The sequence below is a fragment of the Niastella sp. genome, assembly GCF_045805085.1.
In the GTDB taxonomy this organism is placed as follows: domain Bacteria; phylum Bacteroidota; class Bacteroidia; order Chitinophagales; family Chitinophagaceae; genus Niastella.
Map to the genome: position 1 here is coordinate 1 of NZ_JBJMLX010000319.1, position 19215 is coordinate 19215.

The following is a 19215-nucleotide window of genomic DNA, read 5'->3' on the forward strand; positions in this document are numbered from 1 at the left end:
ATCCGCATAGGCGGATTTGTTTATTGTTCGGCCTATGCATCCTGAGCAGGTTGGGATCCGGTAACTGGCATCCTGATAATATTGGGCAAATGCTAAAACTGAACTAATAAACGACAAGAAACTCTCGCTAAAACAGTTTCCCAACGTTTACAAGTTCGGTTCGCTATTAAGGAGTCGCCGATAGTAACTACTATCGACATCGTTTCGCCGTCTGGCAAACACCTCACTCGTCCGGTTCTGCTCATCAACATAAAACGTTTTGAAAATAAAAGGAGGGCAGCATGAAAACAATACAACAAAGTCTGAAAGAACGGATCCTGATCATCGATGGCGCCATGGGCACCATGATCCAACGGCATAAGCTTGAAGAAGCTGATTATCGCGGCGAACGTTTTAAAGACTGGGCAAGCGACCTCAAAGGCAATAACGACCTTCTGGTGCTTACACAACCTGACATCATTAAAGGCATTCATAAATTATACCTCGAAGCAGGGGCTGATATCATTGAAACCAATACGTTCAATGCGCAACGCATATCGCTGGCAGATTACCACATGGAACCGCTGGCCTATGAATTGAACTTCGAAGCCGCTAAAATTGCCAAACAGGCTGTACAGGAATTCTTTTCCGATCCTGCAACCGAGAAAGGTGGCCGGGAAAGGGCCTATGTAGCCGGTGCTATCGGTCCGCTTAATAAAACACTCTCTTTATCGCCCGATGTAAATAACCCTGGATACAGGGCCCTTACGTTCGATGAAGCCGTAAGTGCTTATTACGAACAGGTAAAAGGATTGGTAGATGGCGGCGTTGACCTGCTGCTGATCGAAACCATTTTCGATACGCTGAATGCCAAAGCAGCCATATACGCCATTAAAAAATATTTCGTTGATATAAATCAGAAGGAAATTCCCATCATGATCAGTGGTACTATCACCGATGCATCGGGCCGTACCCTGAGCGGACAAACACTGGAAGCCTTCTATACATCAGTAATGCATGCCAAACCGCTTTCCATTGGGTTGAATTGTGCTTTAGGTGCTGCGGAAATGCGGCCGCATATTGAGGAGTTAAGCCAGATAGCTTCTTGCTTTACCTCAGCTTATCCCAATGCAGGTTTACCCAACGCAATGGGTGAATATGATGAACAACCTGAGCAAACTGCTCACTTCCTGGAAGAATGGGCCCGTGAAGGTTTTGTAAATATTGTGGGTGGTTGTTGCGGTACAACGCCTGACCACATTAAACATATTGCAGATCACGTTCGCAACTTTAAACCAAGGCCTTTACCGGTTTTGGAATCGGCTTTATAAGGTTAGAAATCTTTGAGGTCGCAATTTGCGACCTATTCTTAAAATATTAAAGGAATTACTGGTGCAGGAAACACCGCCTGCCCGCGAACCGATCGGTTTCAAAATTCCTAAAAGGTAAAACAGCATATGTCAGCCAACTTATCGATAAAACCATACTTGCGGCTTTCGGGGTTAGAACCTCTTGTTATTCGTCCTGAAACAAACTTTGTGAACGTAGGGGAGCGTACCAATGTGACCGGTTCTAAAAAGTTTGCCCGGCTTATCAGGGAAAACAAGTATGAAGAAGCGCTTAGCGTAGCCCGTCAACAGGTAGAAAGTGGCGCCCAGGTTTTGGATGTAAACATGGACGATGCCCTGCTGGATGGCGTAAAAGCCATGACCACCTTCCTGAACCTGTTGCAAAGTGAACCCGATATAGCCAAGATCCCCGTGATGATCGACAGTTCAAAATTCGAGATCATCGAGGCAGGCTTAAAATGCGTTCAGGGTAAATGTATCGTAAACTCTATTTCCATGAAAGAGGGAGTAGAAAAGTTCAAACGTGAAGCGAATATCTGTAAGCTGTATGGCGCCTCGGTAGTGGTTATGGCATTTGATGAAAATGGCCAGGCAGATACGCTGCAACGCCGGGTTGACATTTGTGAAAAGGCTTATAAGATCTTAACTGAAGAAGTCGGTTACGATCCCCAGGATATCATTTTCGACCCCAACATATTTGCAGTAGCAACAGGTATCGAAGAGCACAACAACTACGCCGTTGATTTTATTGAAGCCACCCGCATCATTAAACAAAAGATGCCCCTGGCCAAAATCAGTGGCGGGGTAAGTAATATCTCCTTCTCCTTCCGCGGTAACGAACCTGTACGTGAAGCCATGCACGCCGTTTTTCTGTACCATACTATTAAAGCAGGTATGGATATGGGCATTGTCAATGCCGGCCAGCTGATCGTTTATGATGAAATTGAACCACAGTTACGCGAGCTGTGTGAAGATGTGATACAGAACCGCCGTGAAGATGCTACCGATCGCCTGATCGCTTTTGCAGAAACGGTAAAAGCAAAAGACAAGAACGAAGTTAAGAACGAAGCCTGGCGCAGCAATTCAGTTGAAGAACGTCTTAAACATGCACTCATAAACGGCATTACAGACTATATAGACCAGGATACGGAAGAAGCCAGACAGAAATACCCCAAGCCACTCGATGTTATTGAAGGGCCTCTCATGAACGGCATGAACGTGGTGGGCGACCTCTTCGGAAGTGGTAAAATGTTCCTGCCCCAGGTGGTAAAAAGTGCGCGCGTGATGAAAAAATCAGTAGCCATTCTTACTCCGTTTATTGAAGCAGAAAAGGAACAACGCCGCCTGGCGCATTTAGCAGCTGGTACACAGAATGAGGAAGGCGCCGGTGCAGCAAGAATATTACTGGCCACTGTCAAAGGCGATGTACACGATATCGGAAAGAACATTGTAGGGGTTGTATTAGGTTGTAACGGCTACGACATCATTGACCTGGGGGTTATGGTGCCTGCCGATAAAATACTCGAAACAGCACAAAAAGAAAAAGTAGATATCATTGGGTTAAGCGGCCTTATTACGCCCTCACTCGATGAAATGGTGCATGTGGCGCACGAAATGAAACGCCGCAACATGAACCAGCCCCTGCTGATTGGTGGCGCTACCACCTCCCGCATGCATACGGCCGTTAAAATAGCGCCGCAATATGAAAATGGGGTGGTGCATGTGCTGGACGCTTCCCGAAGCGTTACTGTAGCCGGCTCCTTGTTAAGCAAAGAGCAAAAACCCGACTACCTGGCAAACGTTGGCAAGGAATACCAAAAGCTGCGCGATGATTTTGCCAGCAAAAAAACCGCCAAGCAATACCTGAAATTCGAAGAAGCGCAAAAAAATAAAGTTGCCATTGACTGGAACAGCTTTACCCCAATCGTTCCGCAATTCACCGGCACCCGCATATTTGATAATTACGATCTGAATGAACTGGTAGACTACATTGACTGGGGCCCGTTCTTTATTGCCTGGGAGTTACATGGTAAGTTCCCGGCTATTTTGCAGGATGAAAAAGTAGGAAAAGAAGCTACCAAACTGTTTGAGGATGCCAATGAGCTGCTTAAAACCATTATTAAAGAGAAATGGTTAACCGCCCGCGGTGTTATCGGTTTCTGGCATGCCGCCGGAGACGGTAAAGACTCTACCTTTATTTATGACGACAATGGAAAAGAATTAGCACGTCTTGAGCATTTGCGCCAACAGAATAAAAAAGCTCCAGGGCAGCCTAACTTTTCTTTAGCTGACTTTATAAAACCCACCTCCTCCAGTGGGGGGACCTCCGATTACATGGGTGCTTTTGCAGTAACAATTCACGGCATAGAGTCCCACATAAAAAAGTTTGTAGAAAATCACGATGATTACAACAAAATCATGTTACAGGTGTTAGCTGATAGGCTTGCCGAAGCCTTTGCTGAATTGTTACATGAAAAAGTGCGAAAGGATTTCTGGGGTTATGCAAAAGATGAGCACTTTAGCAATGAAGAGTTGATAAAAGAATCCTATTCAGGTATCAGGCCAGCGCCAGGTTATCCTGCCTGTCCCGATCACACTGAAAAATATAAATTATTCAATTTACTGGGTGGTGAGCAGGCTACGCAAATTACATTGACAGAATCGCTGGCTATGTATCCTGCCTCTTCCATTTGCGGCTGGTATTTTGGCAATCCACAAAGCCAGTATTTTGGTTTAGGAAAGATCCAGAAAGACCAGGTTGTCAATTATGCCGGCCGCAAGAATATGCAGGTTGAAGATGTGGAACGCTGGCTGCGCCCGGTTCTGGAGTATGATGTGTAATAATTTGTAGGGCTTAATTCACAATATTAAAACAAGCAAATTCGTTTGGGCAACGTTCCCTTGAAAATGCCTTTAATTGTAGCGTAATGAGAAATTTCCGTAGTAGTGCTATTGTGGCAATAGCCTCCCTGATCGTGCCTTTTATTGCAGCAGCTCAATCAAAGTATCCGTCCCACAAAGGAGAATTCTATTTTTCCTGGGGTTATAATAAGGAATGGTATACCCAAAGCAACCTGCACATAGTACAACCTGAACTTAATAGTAACTACACCTTTAAGGGTGTTCGTGCTCATGACCATCCAGGATGGAATGAGGGGCTTTTAAACAGGGCCCTGACTATTCCGCAGTACAACTACCGTCTTGGTTATTTCATAAAAGATGACCTCGGTTTTGAAATCAACTTCGATCATACCAAGTATATTATAGATCGCCAGGAAGCGCATCGTACAGGAAAAAAAGACGGCAAACCTATTGATGAAAGAGTAAACTGGGCTGAAGAGAATGGATTCTATTATTTCCTGAACAATGGCGCCAACTTTTTGCTGTTCAATGTTGTAAAACGCTGGCATTTATACGAGAAAACAAATGGAAACCTTAGGGTAGATATGTTAGGCAAAGCCGGAATTGGTCCTGTGCTCCCACACGTTGATAACAGCCTGGACGGCTTCCAAAACCACCCTGATTTTCAGTTCGGCGGCTGGAATGTAGGTGTGGAACAAGCGGTAAGAGCAACCTTCTACAAATATGTTTACCTTGAATTTGCTCACAAAATAGATTATGCCCGGTATTCACACCTGAATATTTACAGAGGTGAAGCGCACCAGGCATTCGGTACCTATGAGCTTATTTTAAACCTGGGTGTTAATATACCACCCAGAAAGAAAAAATAATTACCAATAATTAATATAAGTTAAAAGGGGCAAAGCGGATATTCTGCTTTGCCCCTTTTAACTTACTTACATTTCTGTTACCGTTTTTCAAACAACCACCAGAAACGTTTGCGGGGTTTTACTTTATAGTTCTGGTTTATGTATGTGCGAATATGATCCATGGCTTCATCAATGCTATCGGTTAACAATACCAGTTTCATATCGTCGCGACTAATGGTGCCTTGCTGGGCCATAAACTCGGCATAATTCCACAGGTTGCTGTAATACTCTTTACCAAATAACACAATAGGGAACTGGGTAATGGTTTTTGTTTGCACGAGGGTTAATGTTTCAAAAAATTCATCCATGGTACCAAAACCGCCAGGCATAATGATGAATGCATATGAGTATTTAACCATCAGTACTTTGCGAACAAAGAAATGTTCGAATGTGATGGATTTGTTCGTGTACTTGTTGGCTTGTTGTTCAAAGGGCAATTGAATGTTACAGCCTACCGAAGGTCCGCCATTTTCAAAGGCGCCGCGGTTGGCTGCCTCCATAACACCCGGTCCGCCCCCCGTCATGGTGGTAAAACCAATTTCGGCAATGCGTTTTCCAAACTCCCGCGAAGCATCATAATAAGGATGATCTTCCTTAAACCGGGCAGACCCAAATACGGTTATGCAAGGTCCTGCAAAGTGAAGTGTACGAAATCCCTTAATGAATTGCCTGAACACACGCCAGGCAAAACCCAATTCATAGCGACGGCTTTTAGGTCCTTCTAAGTAAACCTGTTCTTTCGGTGGTATTATCGGCTCAATCTTTTTCTTAGCTGAAGCGGCTTCCATATCAATAATGTAAATTGCCAGCCAAATTAAACAAAAAAACATGCGCATTATTAGTTATAATGTGAATGGCATAAGAGCTGCCATGACCAAGGGTTTTTGCGATTGGTTAAAAACCGATCCGGCAGATATTATTTGTTTGCAGGAAACAAAAGCCACCAAAGACAATGTTAACCGCCAGCAGATCATCGATTGCGGTTACGAGGATTACTGGTTTTCGGCACAAAAGAAAGGATACAGTGGTGTGGCGGTTCTTACAAAAATAAAACCCGATCATGTTGAATACGGTAACCTACATGCCGTAAGTGATGAGGAAGGAAGAGTAATACAACTTGATTTTGGCGATATCAGACTTATAAATGCCTATTTCCCCTCTGGTACAACAGGCGATGTGCGGCAAACATTCAAATACCAGTGGTTAAATGATTTTCATACTTACCTTGAAACACTGAAAAACAAATATCCCAACCTGATATTGTGCGGCGATTACAACATTGCACATACCGAAATAGATATTCATGATCCCAAAGGCAATAAAAATACTTCGGGCTTTTTACCTGAGGAAAGAGCCTGGATGGATCAATTTTTACAGAACGGCTGGATAGATACCTTTCGTGTTTTCAACAAAGAACCACACCGGTATAGTTGGTGGAGTCAGCGTTTTCCCACAGTACGGGAACAAAATAAGGGTTGGCGGCTCGACTATATTACAGCCACCGATCCCCTGCGCAGCCGGTTAAAAAGAGCAGATATTTACCATGATGTTAAACACAGCGACCATTGTCCTGTGTACCTGGAATTGACAAAAGCGTAACAAATGTAATTTTTACAGCTTATCTGCGTTTATCACAACACTATTACCTGATTTTTGTTACACATTTACCATGATCGTATACAATAACACCATTAACATCGATCCTTTTATAGAGGAGAGGTGGTTGCAATGGCTACTTCAGGAACATATACCCGAGATTATGGCATTGGGATTGTTTACAGAATGGAAAATGTTCAGGTTACTGGAGCAGGATGATACGGAAGGTATGACCTTTGTAATTCAATATTTCGCTCCTTCATTGGAGAATTACTATCTGTTTACAGAGGAATTTGCACCTGCATTGCAAAGAAGATCATTCGATAAATGGGGCGATCGTTTCATTGCATTCCGTACAGTAATGGAGGTTGTGCACTGAGTGTGGATAAGAATATTTTAATAGCCTGTCAAGCTAAATTTATTGTATATTCCACGAAACCCTTTACCCGTCAGCATTTCAGCGGGTATCGCATGAAACATAAGGCCCTACAGCATTTCAGCGTGTAACATCAATTCACAAAACGTATTACAAAACATTTCAATTTGCTAAAAACCTTACCCCAAGCGGCTTTCAGCATTTTATCAAATGTTAATTTTTCGACCAAAAAATTTTGTTTCAAGCAAAAACCGGCTAAATTTGTCTCTGCATAATTTTTAAAAAATCACACTATGAACAAAGCTGAATTAATTGCAAAACTTGCCGATGATTCAGGCATTACTAAGACACAGGCTAATGCTGCTCTTGATTCTTTTATTGAAGCAGTTACTAAAACCTTAAAAGGTGGTGGTAAAGTTACCCTGGTTGGTTTTGGTACATTCTCTGTATCAAAAAGAGCAGCTCGCAATGGTCGTAATCCGCAAACCGGTGCTGTGATTAAGATTAAAGCTAAAAAAGTTGCCCGTTTCAAAGCTGGTAAAGAATTGCAGGCTAAATTATAATTTCTGCCTTACGCACGAAAGGCTCCGTTACTGCATGCGAAGTATCGGAGCTTTTTTTATTTTTGCATTTCTAAACAATTCACTTTAATAAACACATAACATGGGTAGAGGAGATAAAAAAACGAAAAAAGGTAAAACCTTTAAAGGTTCATACGGAAAAAGCCGCCCTGCAAGGGTAAAAAAGGCTGTTGCCGCTGACAAAAAGAAGTAGGCATTTGTTAACAGGTTAACGAGCTTGCTTGTTAACCTGTTAACTTTTCAATCTTGTTAACTGATTAAGGCGCCAAACGCTCTATTTTCCACTCATTATTACCTTCCAGGGTATATTGCAAACGATCGTGTAAACGGCTGGGACGGCCCTGCCAGAACTCGATGGTAACAGGTTTTACCCTGTACCCGCCCCAGTGAGCCGGGCGTTGTAACGGTTTGCCAGAGAAATCTTTAGCATATGTTTTCTCCCTTTCCTGCAGCCATTCCCGGCTTTCAATCACCTGGCTTTGAGGCGATGCCCAGGCCCCAATACGACTGCCTTCTGGCCGGCTGTTAAAATAAGCATCACTTTCTGCGTCACTTACTTTTTCAACCAGTCCGGTAATGCGTACCTGCCGCTCCAGTTCTTTCCAGAAAAATACCAGGCATGCCCGTGGGTTTTCGGCCAGTTGCATTCCTTTAAAGCTTTCATAATTGGTAAAAAACACAAATCCCCGGTCATCAAACCCTTTCAGCAACACAATACGCGCAGCCGGTATGCCGTCTGCCGATGCCGTGGCCAGCGTCATGGCGTTTACCTCGTCAATTTCGCTTTGTATGGCTTCCTGCCACCAGGTATTGAACTGGACAATGGCATCAGGGGCCGCATCTTTCTCCGATAATGATTGTAGTTTATAATCTTTACGTATATCTGCAATGGTGGATGGCATAGGCTTTATTTAATGACACAAAGTTAATTGCATCTGAAATTAACCTCACTGATTTTGATCATGCCCGTTATGAATTAGTTAGGAGTTGAGGAGTTAATAAGTCAACACGTTGAAAAGGTTGAAGGAATGGAGAGGTAAATCACGAGCTCTTTCACGTTTCAAGTAAGCGTTTCACATTACCTTACTCCGGGGGCGCATCGCTGCTTTTGCCGCCGCTTTTGCCCTGTACCCGGGCGAGCATCACTTCTATTTCACTCATGCGCCGGAGTTGATTCTCGAGCTTTTTATTGTGTTCTGAGATCTGTTGCAGATCACGGTTCAGCTCTTCGAGGAAGGTGATCTTTTTTTGTAACTGCTGCCGCTGAAAATTCGATTCACGCAGCTTTTCTTCTGTATCGGCTAAAAGCCTGGATAGCCGCTGGTTCTCTTCCAGCAACTCGAGGTGTTTTTGTTTGTATTCGTCAAACTCCCTGATGAGTTTGAAGTGATTCTGTTGCAATTCTTCCCACTCATACTGGCGGCTGGGCGGGTTTGAGAGACTTTCTACCTTCGATAATTTTTCGCGGATGGCATTAAATTCCTCATAAGCCTTTTGCATCCGTTCTTCCATTTCTTCTGACAACAAATTGTGCTGTTCCAGTTCATGAATACGGGCGTCTTTATTGCTGAGCACCATGAGCATGTCATTTAACCGGTTATTCAGTTCTTCATTGGCTTTAATGGTGTCAATATGCTTGTATTCTGTTTGCTTTAACAGTTCAATCTGGTCGAGCAATAAAGTGATCTGCTGATTTTGTTCCCCCAGGGCATCCTGTGTTTTTTGCAAACGCACCAGGTATTCTTCACTCTGTTCTTCCTGTAAACCGGCATGTACAATAACAGGCTGTACTGGCGGCATATCATGCCGGCGTTTTAATTCTTTGTGCAGTTCTTCTACTTCTATTGTCAGTAATTCTTCGTTGTCTCGCACTGTATCGAGGTCACGGCGTAATTTCATTTGTATCTTTTCCTGCATTTCCATTTCCTCGTAATACTTCACGCGCCATTCGTCGGTATTTTGAAAAGCAGCATCAGCAATAATGGGCGGTTCGGGCCTGGGAATGTTTATAGTCATGGTTCTGCGGCTCACCAGAAAGAAATGAATAAAGAAGCCCAATGCTACCCCGCCAAGCAGGAAGACAATAATTTCCATAACCCCAACATACATCTGGTACCCCAGTAAAACCAATAAACAGTTCATAACGGCTTCGGAATTAGAATAAACACCGCATCACAAAGGGTGATCTTCTTTCATACACAGCACTATTTTTTCATGGGATCTTAGACCAGGAGGTAATGAAAAAACCACCAGATTGGTGGTTTTTCTTATTGGAAATTTAATACGTTAATTCCATAAATGCAAAAAGGCCGGCTAATAAATTTAAGTTAATGTTTATCAGCTGCTTATGCTTTCACCAGCGTGCCTACTTTTTCGCCACAGGCCACCCGGCGCAGGTTTCCGGGTTTGTTCATGTCAAACACAATGATAGGGAGTTTATTTTCCATACACAGTGTAAACGCCGTCATATCCATTACCCGCAGGTTTTTGGAAATACATTCCTGGAAGGTGATGGTCTCGAATTTTTTAGCAGTAGGATCTTTTTCAGGATCGGCGGTGTAAATACCATCAACACGGGTGCCTTTCAAGATCACATCGGCCTGTATTTCAATGGCACGCAATGAACCGGCTGTATCGGTAGTGAAGTAAGGGTTACCAGTTCCGGCGCCAAAGATCACCACTCTTCCTTTTTCAACGTGCCGGATAGCGCGGCGACGGATATAGGGTTCTGCGATCTGCTCCATTTTAATGGCGCTTTGTAAACGCGTAAAAACCCCAATTTTTTCAAGCATGGCCTGCATAGCCATTCCATTGATAACCGTGGCCAGCATGCCCATATAATCGCCGTGAGCGCGTTCAATGCCTGTTTCTGCCTCATTCATTCCCCGGTAAATGTTACCTCCGCCAATAACAACAGCTACCTGAACACCCAGCTCGGCCACCTCTTTTATATCGTGCGCGTACTGTGCCAGGATAGCGGGGTCCATTCCAAAACTCTTATCGCCCATTAACGATTCACCGGAAAGCTTTACTAAAATGCGCTTGTACTTTGGTAGCATGTATGAATGACCTTTTTATTTTTTGATTGTCAAATTCCAGTTTTAACCAACGCTAAACAAAAACTAAGAACCAAGAACAGCCAATTTAGTTCTCAAAGGGCTGTGCAAAGAAAGGATTTTTTATTAACGTTTTGCAGCTTTTATAAAATGTGTTGCCCACAATGGTATTTTAGGGCAAATAAAAAAGGGAACCCCTGTTACGGATGCTCCCTTTTATTATATTTTAATCTGAATTACCTTATCCTAAAGCTACACGCTTGAATTCGGTAACCTGTAAACCGCCGTCAACACTTTTCAGGTAGTCACCAACGGTTTTAGAATTATCTTTTACGAAAGCCTGGTTTACCAGGGTGCTTTCTTTGAAGAATGCGTTCAATTTACCTTCTGCGATCTTGTTGATCATATCATCAGGTTTACCGGCCATTTTAGGATCAGCTTTGATCTGCTCGGTAACGATGGCGCGCTCACGCTCAATTGTTGCAGGAGAAACTGAACTTGCATCAACAGCAACCGGGTTCATAGCAGCAATTTGCATAGCTACGTCTTTACCGGCTTCTGCAGCAGCTTTGGTCATACCCACCAATACGCCTATACGGTTAGCACCGTGGATGTATGAAGCTACGTAGTCAGCATCAACACGCTCAAATTTAGTGATACCGATCTTTTCACCGATGCTGGCCAGTTTATCGTTAACCAGGTCGGCAACTTTAGCGCCATTGATAGAAATTCCATTCAGCTCATCGAGGCTTTTTACATTGCCGGCAACAGCTGCATCTATAATGCTTTGTGCAAAAGCGATGAAATCAGAGTTTTTACCAACGAAGTCAGTTTCGCAGCTCAGGCAGATAGCGATACCGGTTTTATTATCGGCTGTTGTTTTAGCCAGCACCACACCTTCTTTTGCCTCACGATCGCCACGCAGTGCGGCCACCTTGGCGCCTTTTTTACGAAGCCAGTCAATAGCAGCTTCGAAATCGCCATTGGTTTCTGTCAATGCTTTGCGGCAATCCATCATGCCTGCACCGGTCATTTGGCGAAGCTTGTTAATATCAGCGGCAGTAATAGCAACTCCTGACATATAAAATAGATAATTTAAATATTATGAAAATTTGAAAATGATCCCCACAAATAACCTGAATTAACTCACGATATCTGTTTAGGAATCATTTTCATTTTATTAATTCTTTCTTCGACTCTGCTCAGGACTGTACAAACAGTACAAGAGTGCGACGCAAGTAAAGCCCGAAAGTAGTACTGCAGTTGGGATCCTTATCGCCCATCCTTCGACTTCGCTCAGGATTTCGCAGAGCCCTTCCCTTAGACTACGGTCAGGGTTTATCTTCTACCACCGCCAGGTCCACGGTTACCGCCAGGACGATTGCCGCCTCTGCTTTGGCCACCGCCGCCTCTGTTTTGACCACCGCCGCGATTACCGCCGCCGCCGCCATGACCACGGCCACCGCCACCGCTGTTACCACCACGGCCACGACCACCTTCAGCTTCCGCTTCGGCTTGCAGACGTTGTGCTTTCTTTTCTTTTTCATCATCTGCCTGATCGTCAGCATCTTCGTCTTTAGCAGCTTGTCTTTCAGCAAGACCTTCAGCTATAGCGGCAGTGATATATTGAGTGATGATTGCGATAGACTTTGTAGCGTCGTCGTTTGAAGGGATCGCAAAGTCAACTTTATTAGGATCGCAGTTGGTATCAACCATACCAAAAGTGGTAATACCCAGTCTTTTGGCTTCAGCCAGAGCAATATGCTCGTGACCGATGTCGATGATGAACAAAGCTGCGGGTACACGGCCCAGTTGGCTGATACCACCCAGTACTTTATCCATTTTATCACGGTCGCGACCGAGGGTTAATTTCTCTTTTTTAGTCAGAACGTCTGCAGTGCTTTCAGTCAGCATTTTGTCAATGCTCTGCATTTTCTTAACGCTCTTACGAACGGTGTTGAAGTTGGTCAACATACCACCTAACCAACGCTCAGTAACGAAAGGCATGTTTATTTTACGGGCGCACTCGGTAACAATTTCTTTAGCTTGTTTTTTGGTGCCCACGAACATGATCTTTTTACCGCTGCGGGCAATCTGCTTTAAGGCAGCAGCTGCTTCAGTCAGGTGTTCGGTAGTTTTATTCAGATCAATGATGTGAATGCCTTTCTTTTCAGCAAAAATGTAAGGCAACATTTTTGGGTTCCACTTCTTACGCAGGTGACCAAAGTGTACACCGGCATCCAGGAGCTGCTGTTGCAATGAAGTGTTATTTTCCATTTATCTAAGTTGAAAATGTGTTTTTGAAAATTTGATAATGACCACAAGCGTTTCCAAAACGCTCTCCGCCAACTGGCGGAGGCGCCGGTATGGATTAACGTTTGCTGAACTGGTAGCTGCGACGAGCTTTTTTGTGACCGAATTTCTTACGTTCAACAGATCTCGGATCGCGTTTCAGTACCCCAACTGCTTTTAAAGCAGGACGGTATTCAGCGCTTATTTCGAGTAAAGCACGACCGATGCCCAGTTTCGCAGCTTCAGCCTGACCTTTCATACCACCACCGGCAGCATTGATCTTTACATCAAATTTATCTAAAGACTGAGTTGCTTTTAAAGGCAGCTCCACCTGGTTTTGCAGATATACCAGTGAAAAATATTCTTTGTAGTCTTTATCGTTTACGGTGATCTTACCGGTTCCACGTGACAACCAAACTCGTGTCACAGCTTCTTTACGACGACCTACGGCATTTTTTTGCTTTTCCATGTATTGCAGACAATTAGAAAGTTAATGATTGAGGTTTCTGTGCAGCATGCTCGTGTTGGTCGCCGGCATACACAAATAATTTCTTATACATTTTGCGGCCAAGGCGATTCTTAGGCAACATACCTTTTACCGCTCTTTCTACTACTACTTCCGGACGACGGCGCAGCAGCTCGCGGGCTGTTTCAGCTTTTTGACCACCGGGATAACCTGAGAAGGTCAGGTATTCTTTTTCTTCAGTTTTGTTACCGGTGAATTTTACTTTCTCGGCATTGATAACGATAATGTAGTCTCCGCAATCAACATGTGGCGTATAGTAGGGCTTATTCTTACCACGAAGAATAGCTGCTATTTTCGCACACATGCGTCCCACGGTTTGATTGGTACCGTCTACAACATACCAGTTGCGTTTTACGGTAGCCGCATTCGCATGTTGGGTAGTGAAATGTAGTTTACTCATTTTTTAAAAACTTTTAGCTGAAAATTGCTTCAGCCGGTTAAGAAATAAACAGCAACGCCATCCCGCTTGCTGTTTCCGCCTCTAATAAGGTTACTAAAAACGGGTCGCAAAGATAGAATGTTCAAATGGGTACAACAAGAAAATAGAAGACTATTTTTTTATCGCATCTTTGTAATTGATTGATAGTCAATAAATATTTTGACATATAATTTTACTGCTGCTTAAAAACCGCACTCGGCGGGCATTTTAAGGCCTTTATTTGGCGGAAACCGGCGGCAGGAAGGCTGTTTGGCGTCAGTTGGATGAAATCAGTATCTTACAACCTGTCAAGAACCAAAAACCAGTTCGTTAACCATGTCCATCCACCTTCATGGTCGCAACACGTTTGGTGATGTTGCCAATACCGGAAACCTGATGCCTGTTGAAGAAGCTCATCAATTGTTAAACGAATGGGTGCCCAACGATCGCCTGCGCCTCCATATGAAACAGGTGGCCGCGGTGATGAAAGCCTGGGCCATTGAAAAAGAACAGGCTGAGGAACTCACCGCCCGCAAATGGGAACTGGCCGGTCTGCTGCACGACGCCGACTGGGAAAAACATCCCGACGACCATTGCCGGGTAATAGTTGAAGAACTGGAACGCCGTAATATAGACCCTGAAGTGATCCATTGCATTGCGTCGCATGGCCCCCGGTATTTTGGTGTAGAACCCAATAACACTATGGATAAAATGATCTATGTGTTTGATGAATTATCCGGTTTTATTCATGCCTCGGCCCTTATTCGACCAACGAAATACGACGGTATGGACGTAAAAAGCGTGTTGAAAAAATTAAAAACACCTTCCTTCGCCGCCCAGGTAAACCGTGACGATATTACCGATGCCATTGCGCGCATTAATACATCACTTGAAGACATCATTCAGTTTATCCTCGATCATCAAAAAGACGTTCAATAAGCGGTTGCCCGTAATACCAATATTCGCTATTTTGCAAATACAGATCGTTCAATTGGCGCTATGAAAAAATGGATATTGGTACCGGCTTTTATCATTATTGCGGCATTTGCAAGTATTTATCTTTTTATACCTGCCCGCCTTGAAATTGTGCAGAGTACTCCTGTTAATTGTACCATACCTGGCGCCTACAGAAATATGGCCACTGAAGAAAAATGGAAAAACTGGTGGCCGGGCTCTTCATGGCATAGCAACAGCTTTCTGTTTCAAAATGGCAGTTATGTGATCACAAAAAAGCTGGTGAATACGCTTGAGATAAACATTCGTCATAACAAATTATCTATTAACAGTACCCTGCACCTATTGCCGGCTGGCGGCGACTCTTCAACCATTCTATGGACGTGCAGTTATCCTACGGCACTTAATCCCCTCACACGTATTCAACATTACCGGCAGGCCATTAACTTAAAAAACAATATGGCTGCGGTGCTCAGTCACTTCAAGTCATTTGCTGAGAAAAAAGAAAATATATACGGTATTTCCATCCAGGAAACAGTTTTCAAAGACTCATTCCTCATCAGCACAAAAAAATACCAGGCTGTCTGTCCTTCTGTTGAAGATATTTATTCGTTGATAAGCGATTTAAAAAAGTACAGTACTGCGCAGCAGGCAAAACAGACCGGTATTCCCATCATGAATATTACGCCTTTAAATCCTTTCGGCTATCAGTTAATGGTGGCGCTTCCTCTCAACAGAGAGATCCCTGCCAACGGGCGTTTTTTCAATACGCGGATTCCCCTGAACCGCTTTTGGGTTACCCGGGTTCATGGAGGCGATGCCACAGTTAAGCAGGCATTGCAGCAGTTTCAGTTATATGTACAGGATTATCACAGAACGCTGATGGCGCTTCCCTTTCAACAGCTTATAACTGATAGAAGCGCAGAACCTGATACCACCCGGTGGTTCACCGATATTTATGTGCCATTATTTTGAAAACCGTATCACCATAACACTGTCGTTATTGCGGGCCAGCACAAACGCATCTTTTTGGGCAATCTCAATTTTTTGTATGCGACGCACCTGTCCTTTTATGGATAAACCGTTGGACCTTTCCACTTCAAACCGGTTGTTTCCCTTGTTGATTAAGAGGCTTCCCCAATCGGCATCATACCTGCCCATTTCCACATTGTTCTCATAATAATTGCCACCCAATAGCAGATCGGGCAGACTGTCATTATTGGCGTTTATCACCGCAGCATCGCGGTAACTGGTTAACTGCGCCTCCCAGGGCAACGCCTGCGTTGTAAACTGCATATGACCATCGTTTATTAAAATGGCATTGTAAAAGTAGTTGGCGGTTAATACTTCGGCAGCTTTCAATTTATCTGAGGGGAAAAGATCGTTCAAACGTGCTTTGGCAAAGTCTTCGGCATATAAAAAATTCTTCTTCAAAACCGGCATTTGTTTTTCCAGTTCTGATTTATTGGCAAAGGGTATTTCTTTCCCCTTTACATAATACGTTAGTACCTGTTCCTTTTTACCGTTCTCATCAAAGTCATTGTAGTACAACCGAACCGGTTCTTCTTCCGATGCTTTCAGGCGGCTGTTCAAACCTAGGTTCCCTGCTACCAGGTCAATGTCGCCATCGTTATCGATGTCACAGGGTAATACAAAATTCCACCAGCCCTTTTTATCAGTAAGCGCCTTACGGGTAAACTGGCCATTGTTATTTATCCAGGCATCAATACCGCCCCATTCAAATGAACAAATCAGGTCTTTATCACCATCCTTATCCAAATCGAACCAAATGGCACGCGTTACAAAACCGGCAGTAGCCAGGTCTTTGGCATGTTCGGCTGTAACATCTTTAAACTTCCCGGTTCCATCGTTTTGTAATAAATAAGAATGAGGGATTTGCCCATACGCCCAGGGCATGGCCCTGCCGCCAATAAACAGATCAACAAACCCGTCTTTATTAAAATCACAAGGCACTACACACGAGAAGGTTTCATACAACCCGGTAAACGCATTGGGCAGCCGGGTGAATTGTCCCTTGCCATCGTTCAGGTAAACCCGCGGTAACAGGTGTTCATCCCTACCATAAAATTCATTGCCGCCACTGGCCACCACCAGGTCGGGAAAGCCATCGTTGTTCACATCTGTAATGCAGGCATCTACATCTTCAAAGGTGCTGTCGTTATCCAGGCCGGGCTGCATAGTGCGATAAAATGCTCCACCGGGTTTTTGTAAATAAACGGCGCCCTTTTCCCATTTAGCGGCGCCAAAATATACATCCTGCAAGCCATCGTTGTTTATATCTCCTATTGCCAGCGCCGGCCCTTCTGTAGAAAGCATATGCGGGATCAGTGGTTCGCGGTCAAACTCGGCAAAATGATTTTCTTTATGCAGATAGTCTAACCGCACACTGTCGGTTATGTTTGAGATATGCGCAGTTGTATTCTTTTTAAAAGAGGTTATGGTATTATAATCGAATGTTGGCAATCCCTTTTGCCAGGTTAATATCAAGTGAGAATTATTTATTGGCAGATCAATGCGCTGACAGGTATTATCGGGCCAAACCAGGAATGCAGAATCGGGTTTTATTTTGTCGAGGCCGATATGCAGTGGAATTTCCATGGCCGACAAAAAACCATGCACAGCCTGCTTTTCATACAGGTACAATTGATTATTCCCGAACAACACCAGCTTGGCGCCCACTCCATTAATGTTCCCAGCCGGCCCTTTCAGTTTTATATCAACGTAGGATTTGTCGTGTTTGTCGTTGCTTTTGTTTTCATACAACATTACCGGGTCGTTGATGTTGTTCACCACCACATCCAGGTCGCCATCATTGTCCAGGTCGGCATAAATAGCGCCGTTTGAATAGGTGGGTTTGTTATCTGCTACCTGTTGATCCAGGTCGGCGAAGTTCAGGTTACCGGTGTTTTTGAAGAACTTATTGGGGATCTTTATCTGGGGGAACTTATCGGTAAGGGCCAGGTCCTTTTCATGGCTTTTATTTGTAAGCAGCTTGTTTTGAATTTCTTCGTTACCTATATAATTGATAAAATCTATATCGTTCATTCTCTTGGGAATGCCGTTCGATATGAACAGGTCTTTCCTGCCATCGTTGTCAAAATCCATCCACAAGGCGGCCCAGCTCCAGTCGGTAGCAGCTATGCCGCTGTACAGCCCCACTTCACTGAAGGTGCCGTTGCGATCGTTTAACTGCAGGTTATTACGCGTGTACTGGTGGTTATAGCCAATCTTGATCTTTTCATTATACAGATCCCAGGTATCTTCGCCAAGCGATCTTTTTAAAATGTAGGGGTCGGCAGGCAACATGTCCATGGAGATGATCTCTGAATACCCATCATTATTAACATCGGCAATATCAACACCCATGGTGTACTGACTGGTATGCATCATACACTTGTCCAATTCCTCCTTAAAGGTTCCATTGTGCTGATTGATGTACAGGTAATCGTTCTCATGAAAATCGTTCCCAATATAGATATCAGGATAGCCATCCAGATTGATGTCGCTCACCGCTATCCCCAACCCATACCCAATGGCTGTACTGTTGATGCCAGATCCTTTTGTTACTTCGGTAAATCTGGAGACACCGCCGGCTGTTGCATCATTACGAAATAACCGGTCGCCAGACAGGGTTTCATACGTACCAATAAATTCTTTGCGCGGACGGAAGTTACTGATGGCATGAACGGAATGGTTCAATAAGTACAGGTCCAGATCGCCATCCATATCATAATCAAGAAACGCAGCCTGGGTGCTAAACCCGGAGAAATCAACACCCAACTCATGCGCTTTGTCAACGTAATGCGGCACGCCATTCTTATCAATACCGGTACAGATCAAAAACTGGTTATGGCTTTTCAAAGGACCATAATTTCCCACGCGACATATGTAAATATCAAGCAGACCATCATTGTTGATATCCACCACCGAAACACCTGTGCTCCAGCCATGGTCATCGGGTATACCTGCTTCTTTTGTCACCTCTTTAAAATGCAGTTTACCCGAATTTAAAAACAGTTTATTCTGTTCCAGGTTCGATGCAAAGAACAGGTCAACAAGGCCATCGTTATTAAAATCACCTGCACCCACACCTGCGCCATTATAATAATACATGTAATGAAAAATATTGAACGAATCGGTAGGCGTAAGGGTATTGGTAAAATGTAATCCGGTGGTGCTTTCATCCAGCATTTCAAACAACGCAGGTAGTTTATTACCCCTGTTGCATGCAGAAAAAATATGTATGGATAGGATCATCAAACAAAAGCCTGCCCATTGCTTACTACTGATCATAACT

Annotated in this window: 18 protein-coding genes; 9 read left to right on the top strand and 9 right to left on the bottom strand. The window is 43.9% G+C overall.

What is annotated here, in order from left to right:
- Positions 1-281 precede the first annotated feature (281 nt).
- The 3 genes from ACJ751_RS16660 to ACJ751_RS16670 all read left to right on the top strand — a co-directional run bounded on the left by ACJ751_RS16660 (position 282) and on the right by ACJ751_RS16670 (position 5059).
- Positions 282-1310, top strand: a complete 1029-nt coding sequence (locus tag ACJ751_RS16660) for a homocysteine S-methyltransferase family protein (RefSeq protein WP_407746653.1) — start codon at positions 282-284, stop codon at positions 1308-1310.
- 126 nt (positions 1311-1436) lie between these two features.
- Positions 1437-4169, top strand: a complete 2733-nt coding sequence (metH, locus tag ACJ751_RS16665; protein WP_407746654.1) for a methionine synthase — start codon at positions 1437-1439, stop codon at positions 4167-4169.
- An 86-nt stretch (positions 4170-4255) separates the two neighbouring features.
- Positions 4256-5059, top strand: a complete 804-nt coding sequence (locus ACJ751_RS16670) for a hypothetical protein (protein ID WP_407746655.1) — start codon at positions 4256-4258, stop codon at positions 5057-5059.
- A 77-nt stretch (positions 5060-5136) separates the two neighbouring features.
- Here the strand turns inward: ACJ751_RS16670 and ACJ751_RS16675 are convergent, their stop codons facing one another.
- On the bottom strand, positions 5137-5886 hold the full coding sequence (locus tag ACJ751_RS16675; RefSeq protein WP_407746656.1) for a TIGR00730 family Rossman fold protein: 750 nt from the start codon (positions 5884-5886) through the stop codon (positions 5137-5139).
- Between the two features lie 40 nt (positions 5887-5926).
- Between ACJ751_RS16675 and ACJ751_RS16680 the strand changes: the two genes are divergently transcribed.
- From ACJ751_RS16680 to ACJ751_RS16695, 4 genes are all read left to right on the top strand, one after another.
- Complete coding sequence (locus ACJ751_RS16680) at positions 5927-6697, top strand: exodeoxyribonuclease III (RefSeq protein ID WP_407746657.1); 771 nt, start codon at positions 5927-5929, stop codon at positions 6695-6697.
- Between the two features lie 70 nt (positions 6698-6767).
- On the top strand, positions 6768-7073 hold the full coding sequence (locus ACJ751_RS16685; RefSeq protein ID WP_407746658.1) for a DUF4286 family protein: 306 nt from the start codon (positions 6768-6770) through the stop codon (positions 7071-7073).
- A 290-nt stretch (positions 7074-7363) separates the two neighbouring features.
- Entirely contained in the window at positions 7364-7633 is a 270-nt protein-coding gene (locus tag ACJ751_RS16690) for an HU family DNA-binding protein (protein WP_014222160.1), read from the top strand.
- A gap of 100 nt (positions 7634-7733) precedes the next feature.
- On the top strand, positions 7734-7844 hold the full coding sequence (locus tag ACJ751_RS16695) for a 30S ribosomal protein THX (RefSeq protein ID WP_014222161.1): 111 nt from the start codon (positions 7734-7736) through the stop codon (positions 7842-7844).
- A 64-nt stretch (positions 7845-7908) separates the two neighbouring features.
- Here the strand turns inward: ACJ751_RS16695 and pdxH are convergent, their stop codons facing one another.
- The 7 genes from pdxH to rplM form a co-directional block, all read right to left on the bottom strand.
- Positions 7909-8553, bottom strand: coding sequence for a pyridoxamine 5'-phosphate oxidase (gene pdxH, locus ACJ751_RS16700; RefSeq protein ID WP_407746659.1), 645 nt, complete (start codon positions 8551-8553; stop codon positions 7909-7911).
- A gap of 181 nt (positions 8554-8734) precedes the next feature.
- Complete coding sequence (locus ACJ751_RS16705) at positions 8735-9793, bottom strand: hypothetical protein (protein ID WP_407746660.1); 1059 nt, start codon at positions 9791-9793, stop codon at positions 8735-8737.
- Positions 9794-9996: 203 nt separating this feature from the next.
- Positions 9997-10710, bottom strand: coding sequence for a UMP kinase (gene pyrH, locus ACJ751_RS16710; protein WP_407746661.1), 714 nt, complete (start codon positions 10708-10710; stop codon positions 9997-9999).
- A 238-nt stretch (positions 10711-10948) separates the two neighbouring features.
- Entirely contained in the window at positions 10949-11788 is an 840-nt protein-coding gene (tsf, locus tag ACJ751_RS16715; protein ID WP_407746662.1) for a translation elongation factor Ts, read from the bottom strand.
- A 257-nt stretch (positions 11789-12045) separates the two neighbouring features.
- Positions 12046-12984: a 30S ribosomal protein S2 gene (gene rpsB, locus ACJ751_RS16720; protein ID WP_407746663.1), complete on the bottom strand. Its 939-nt coding sequence runs from the start codon at positions 12982-12984 to the stop codon at positions 12046-12048.
- A 94-nt stretch (positions 12985-13078) separates the two neighbouring features.
- Positions 13079-13468: a 30S ribosomal protein S9 gene (gene rpsI / locus ACJ751_RS16725; RefSeq protein ID WP_407746664.1), complete on the bottom strand. Its 390-nt coding sequence runs from the start codon at positions 13466-13468 to the stop codon at positions 13079-13081.
- Positions 13469-13481: 13 nt separating this feature from the next.
- Positions 13482-13925 carry a 50S ribosomal protein L13 gene (gene rplM, locus ACJ751_RS16730; protein WP_407746665.1) on the bottom strand — a complete coding sequence of 148 codons (444 nt, stop codon included), beginning with the start codon at positions 13923-13925 and terminating at the stop codon, positions 13482-13484.
- Positions 13926-14279: 354 nt separating this feature from the next.
- Between rplM and ACJ751_RS16735 the strand changes: the two genes are divergently transcribed.
- Both ACJ751_RS16735 and ACJ751_RS16740 read left to right on the top strand, forming a co-directional pair.
- Positions 14280-14882, top strand: coding sequence for an HD domain-containing protein (locus tag ACJ751_RS16735; protein WP_407746666.1), 603 nt, complete (start codon positions 14280-14282; stop codon positions 14880-14882).
- 60 nt (positions 14883-14942) lie between these two features.
- Positions 14943-15872 carry a GyrI-like domain-containing protein gene (locus ACJ751_RS16740; RefSeq protein WP_407746667.1) on the top strand — a complete coding sequence of 310 codons (930 nt, stop codon included), beginning with the start codon at positions 14943-14945 and terminating at the stop codon, positions 15870-15872.
- On the opposite strand, the gene ACJ751_RS16745 is transcribed toward ACJ751_RS16740, so the two are convergent.
- On the bottom strand, positions 15864-19211 hold the full coding sequence (locus ACJ751_RS16745) for a VCBS repeat-containing protein (RefSeq protein ID WP_407746668.1): 3348 nt from the start codon (positions 19209-19211) through the stop codon (positions 15864-15866). The genes ACJ751_RS16740 and ACJ751_RS16745 overlap by 9 nt on opposite strands.
- Positions 19212-19215 lie beyond the last annotated feature (4 nt).

Coding starts and splice junctions, on each gene's coding strand:
- ACJ751_RS16660 (WP_407746653.1), top strand. CDS start 282: ATGAAAACAATACAACAAAGTCTGAAAGAACGGATCCTGATCATCGAT.
- metH (WP_407746654.1), top strand. CDS start 1,437: ATGTCAGCCAACTTATCGATAAAACCATACTTGCGGCTTTCGGGGTTA.
- ACJ751_RS16670 (WP_407746655.1), top strand. CDS start 4,256: ATGAGAAATTTCCGTAGTAGTGCTATTGTGGCAATAGCCTCCCTGATC.
- ACJ751_RS16675 (WP_407746656.1), bottom strand. CDS start 5,886: ATGGAAGCCGCTTCAGCTAAGAAAAAGATTGAGCCGATAATACCACCG.
- ACJ751_RS16680 (WP_407746657.1), top strand. CDS start 5,927: ATGCGCATTATTAGTTATAATGTGAATGGCATAAGAGCTGCCATGACC.
- ACJ751_RS16685 (WP_407746658.1), top strand. CDS start 6,768: ATGATCGTATACAATAACACCATTAACATCGATCCTTTTATAGAGGAG.
- ACJ751_RS16690 (WP_014222160.1), top strand. CDS start 7,364: ATGAACAAAGCTGAATTAATTGCAAAACTTGCCGATGATTCAGGCATT.
- ACJ751_RS16695 (WP_014222161.1), top strand. CDS start 7,734: ATGGGTAGAGGAGATAAAAAAACGAAAAAAGGTAAAACCTTTAAAGGT.
- pdxH (WP_407746659.1), bottom strand. CDS start 8,553: ATGCCATCCACCATTGCAGATATACGTAAAGATTATAAACTACAATCA.
- ACJ751_RS16705 (WP_407746660.1), bottom strand. CDS start 9,793: ATGAACTGTTTATTGGTTTTACTGGGGTACCAGATGTATGTTGGGGTT.
- pyrH (WP_407746661.1), bottom strand. CDS start 10,710: ATGCTACCAAAGTACAAGCGCATTTTAGTAAAGCTTTCCGGTGAATCG.
- tsf (WP_407746662.1), bottom strand. CDS start 11,788: ATGTCAGGAGTTGCTATTACTGCCGCTGATATTAACAAGCTTCGCCAA.
- rpsB (WP_407746663.1), bottom strand. CDS start 12,984: ATGGAAAATAACACTTCATTGCAACAGCAGCTCCTGGATGCCGGTGTA.
- rpsI (WP_407746664.1), bottom strand. CDS start 13,468: ATGGAAAAGCAAAAAAATGCCGTAGGTCGTCGTAAAGAAGCTGTGACA.
- rplM (WP_407746665.1), bottom strand. CDS start 13,925: ATGAGTAAACTACATTTCACTACCCAACATGCGAATGCGGCTACCGTA.
- ACJ751_RS16735 (WP_407746666.1), top strand. CDS start 14,280: ATGTCCATCCACCTTCATGGTCGCAACACGTTTGGTGATGTTGCCAAT.
- ACJ751_RS16740 (WP_407746667.1), top strand. CDS start 14,943: ATGAAAAAATGGATATTGGTACCGGCTTTTATCATTATTGCGGCATTT.
- ACJ751_RS16745 (WP_407746668.1), bottom strand. CDS start 19,211: ATGATCAGTAGTAAGCAATGGGCAGGCTTTTGTTTGATGATCCTATCC.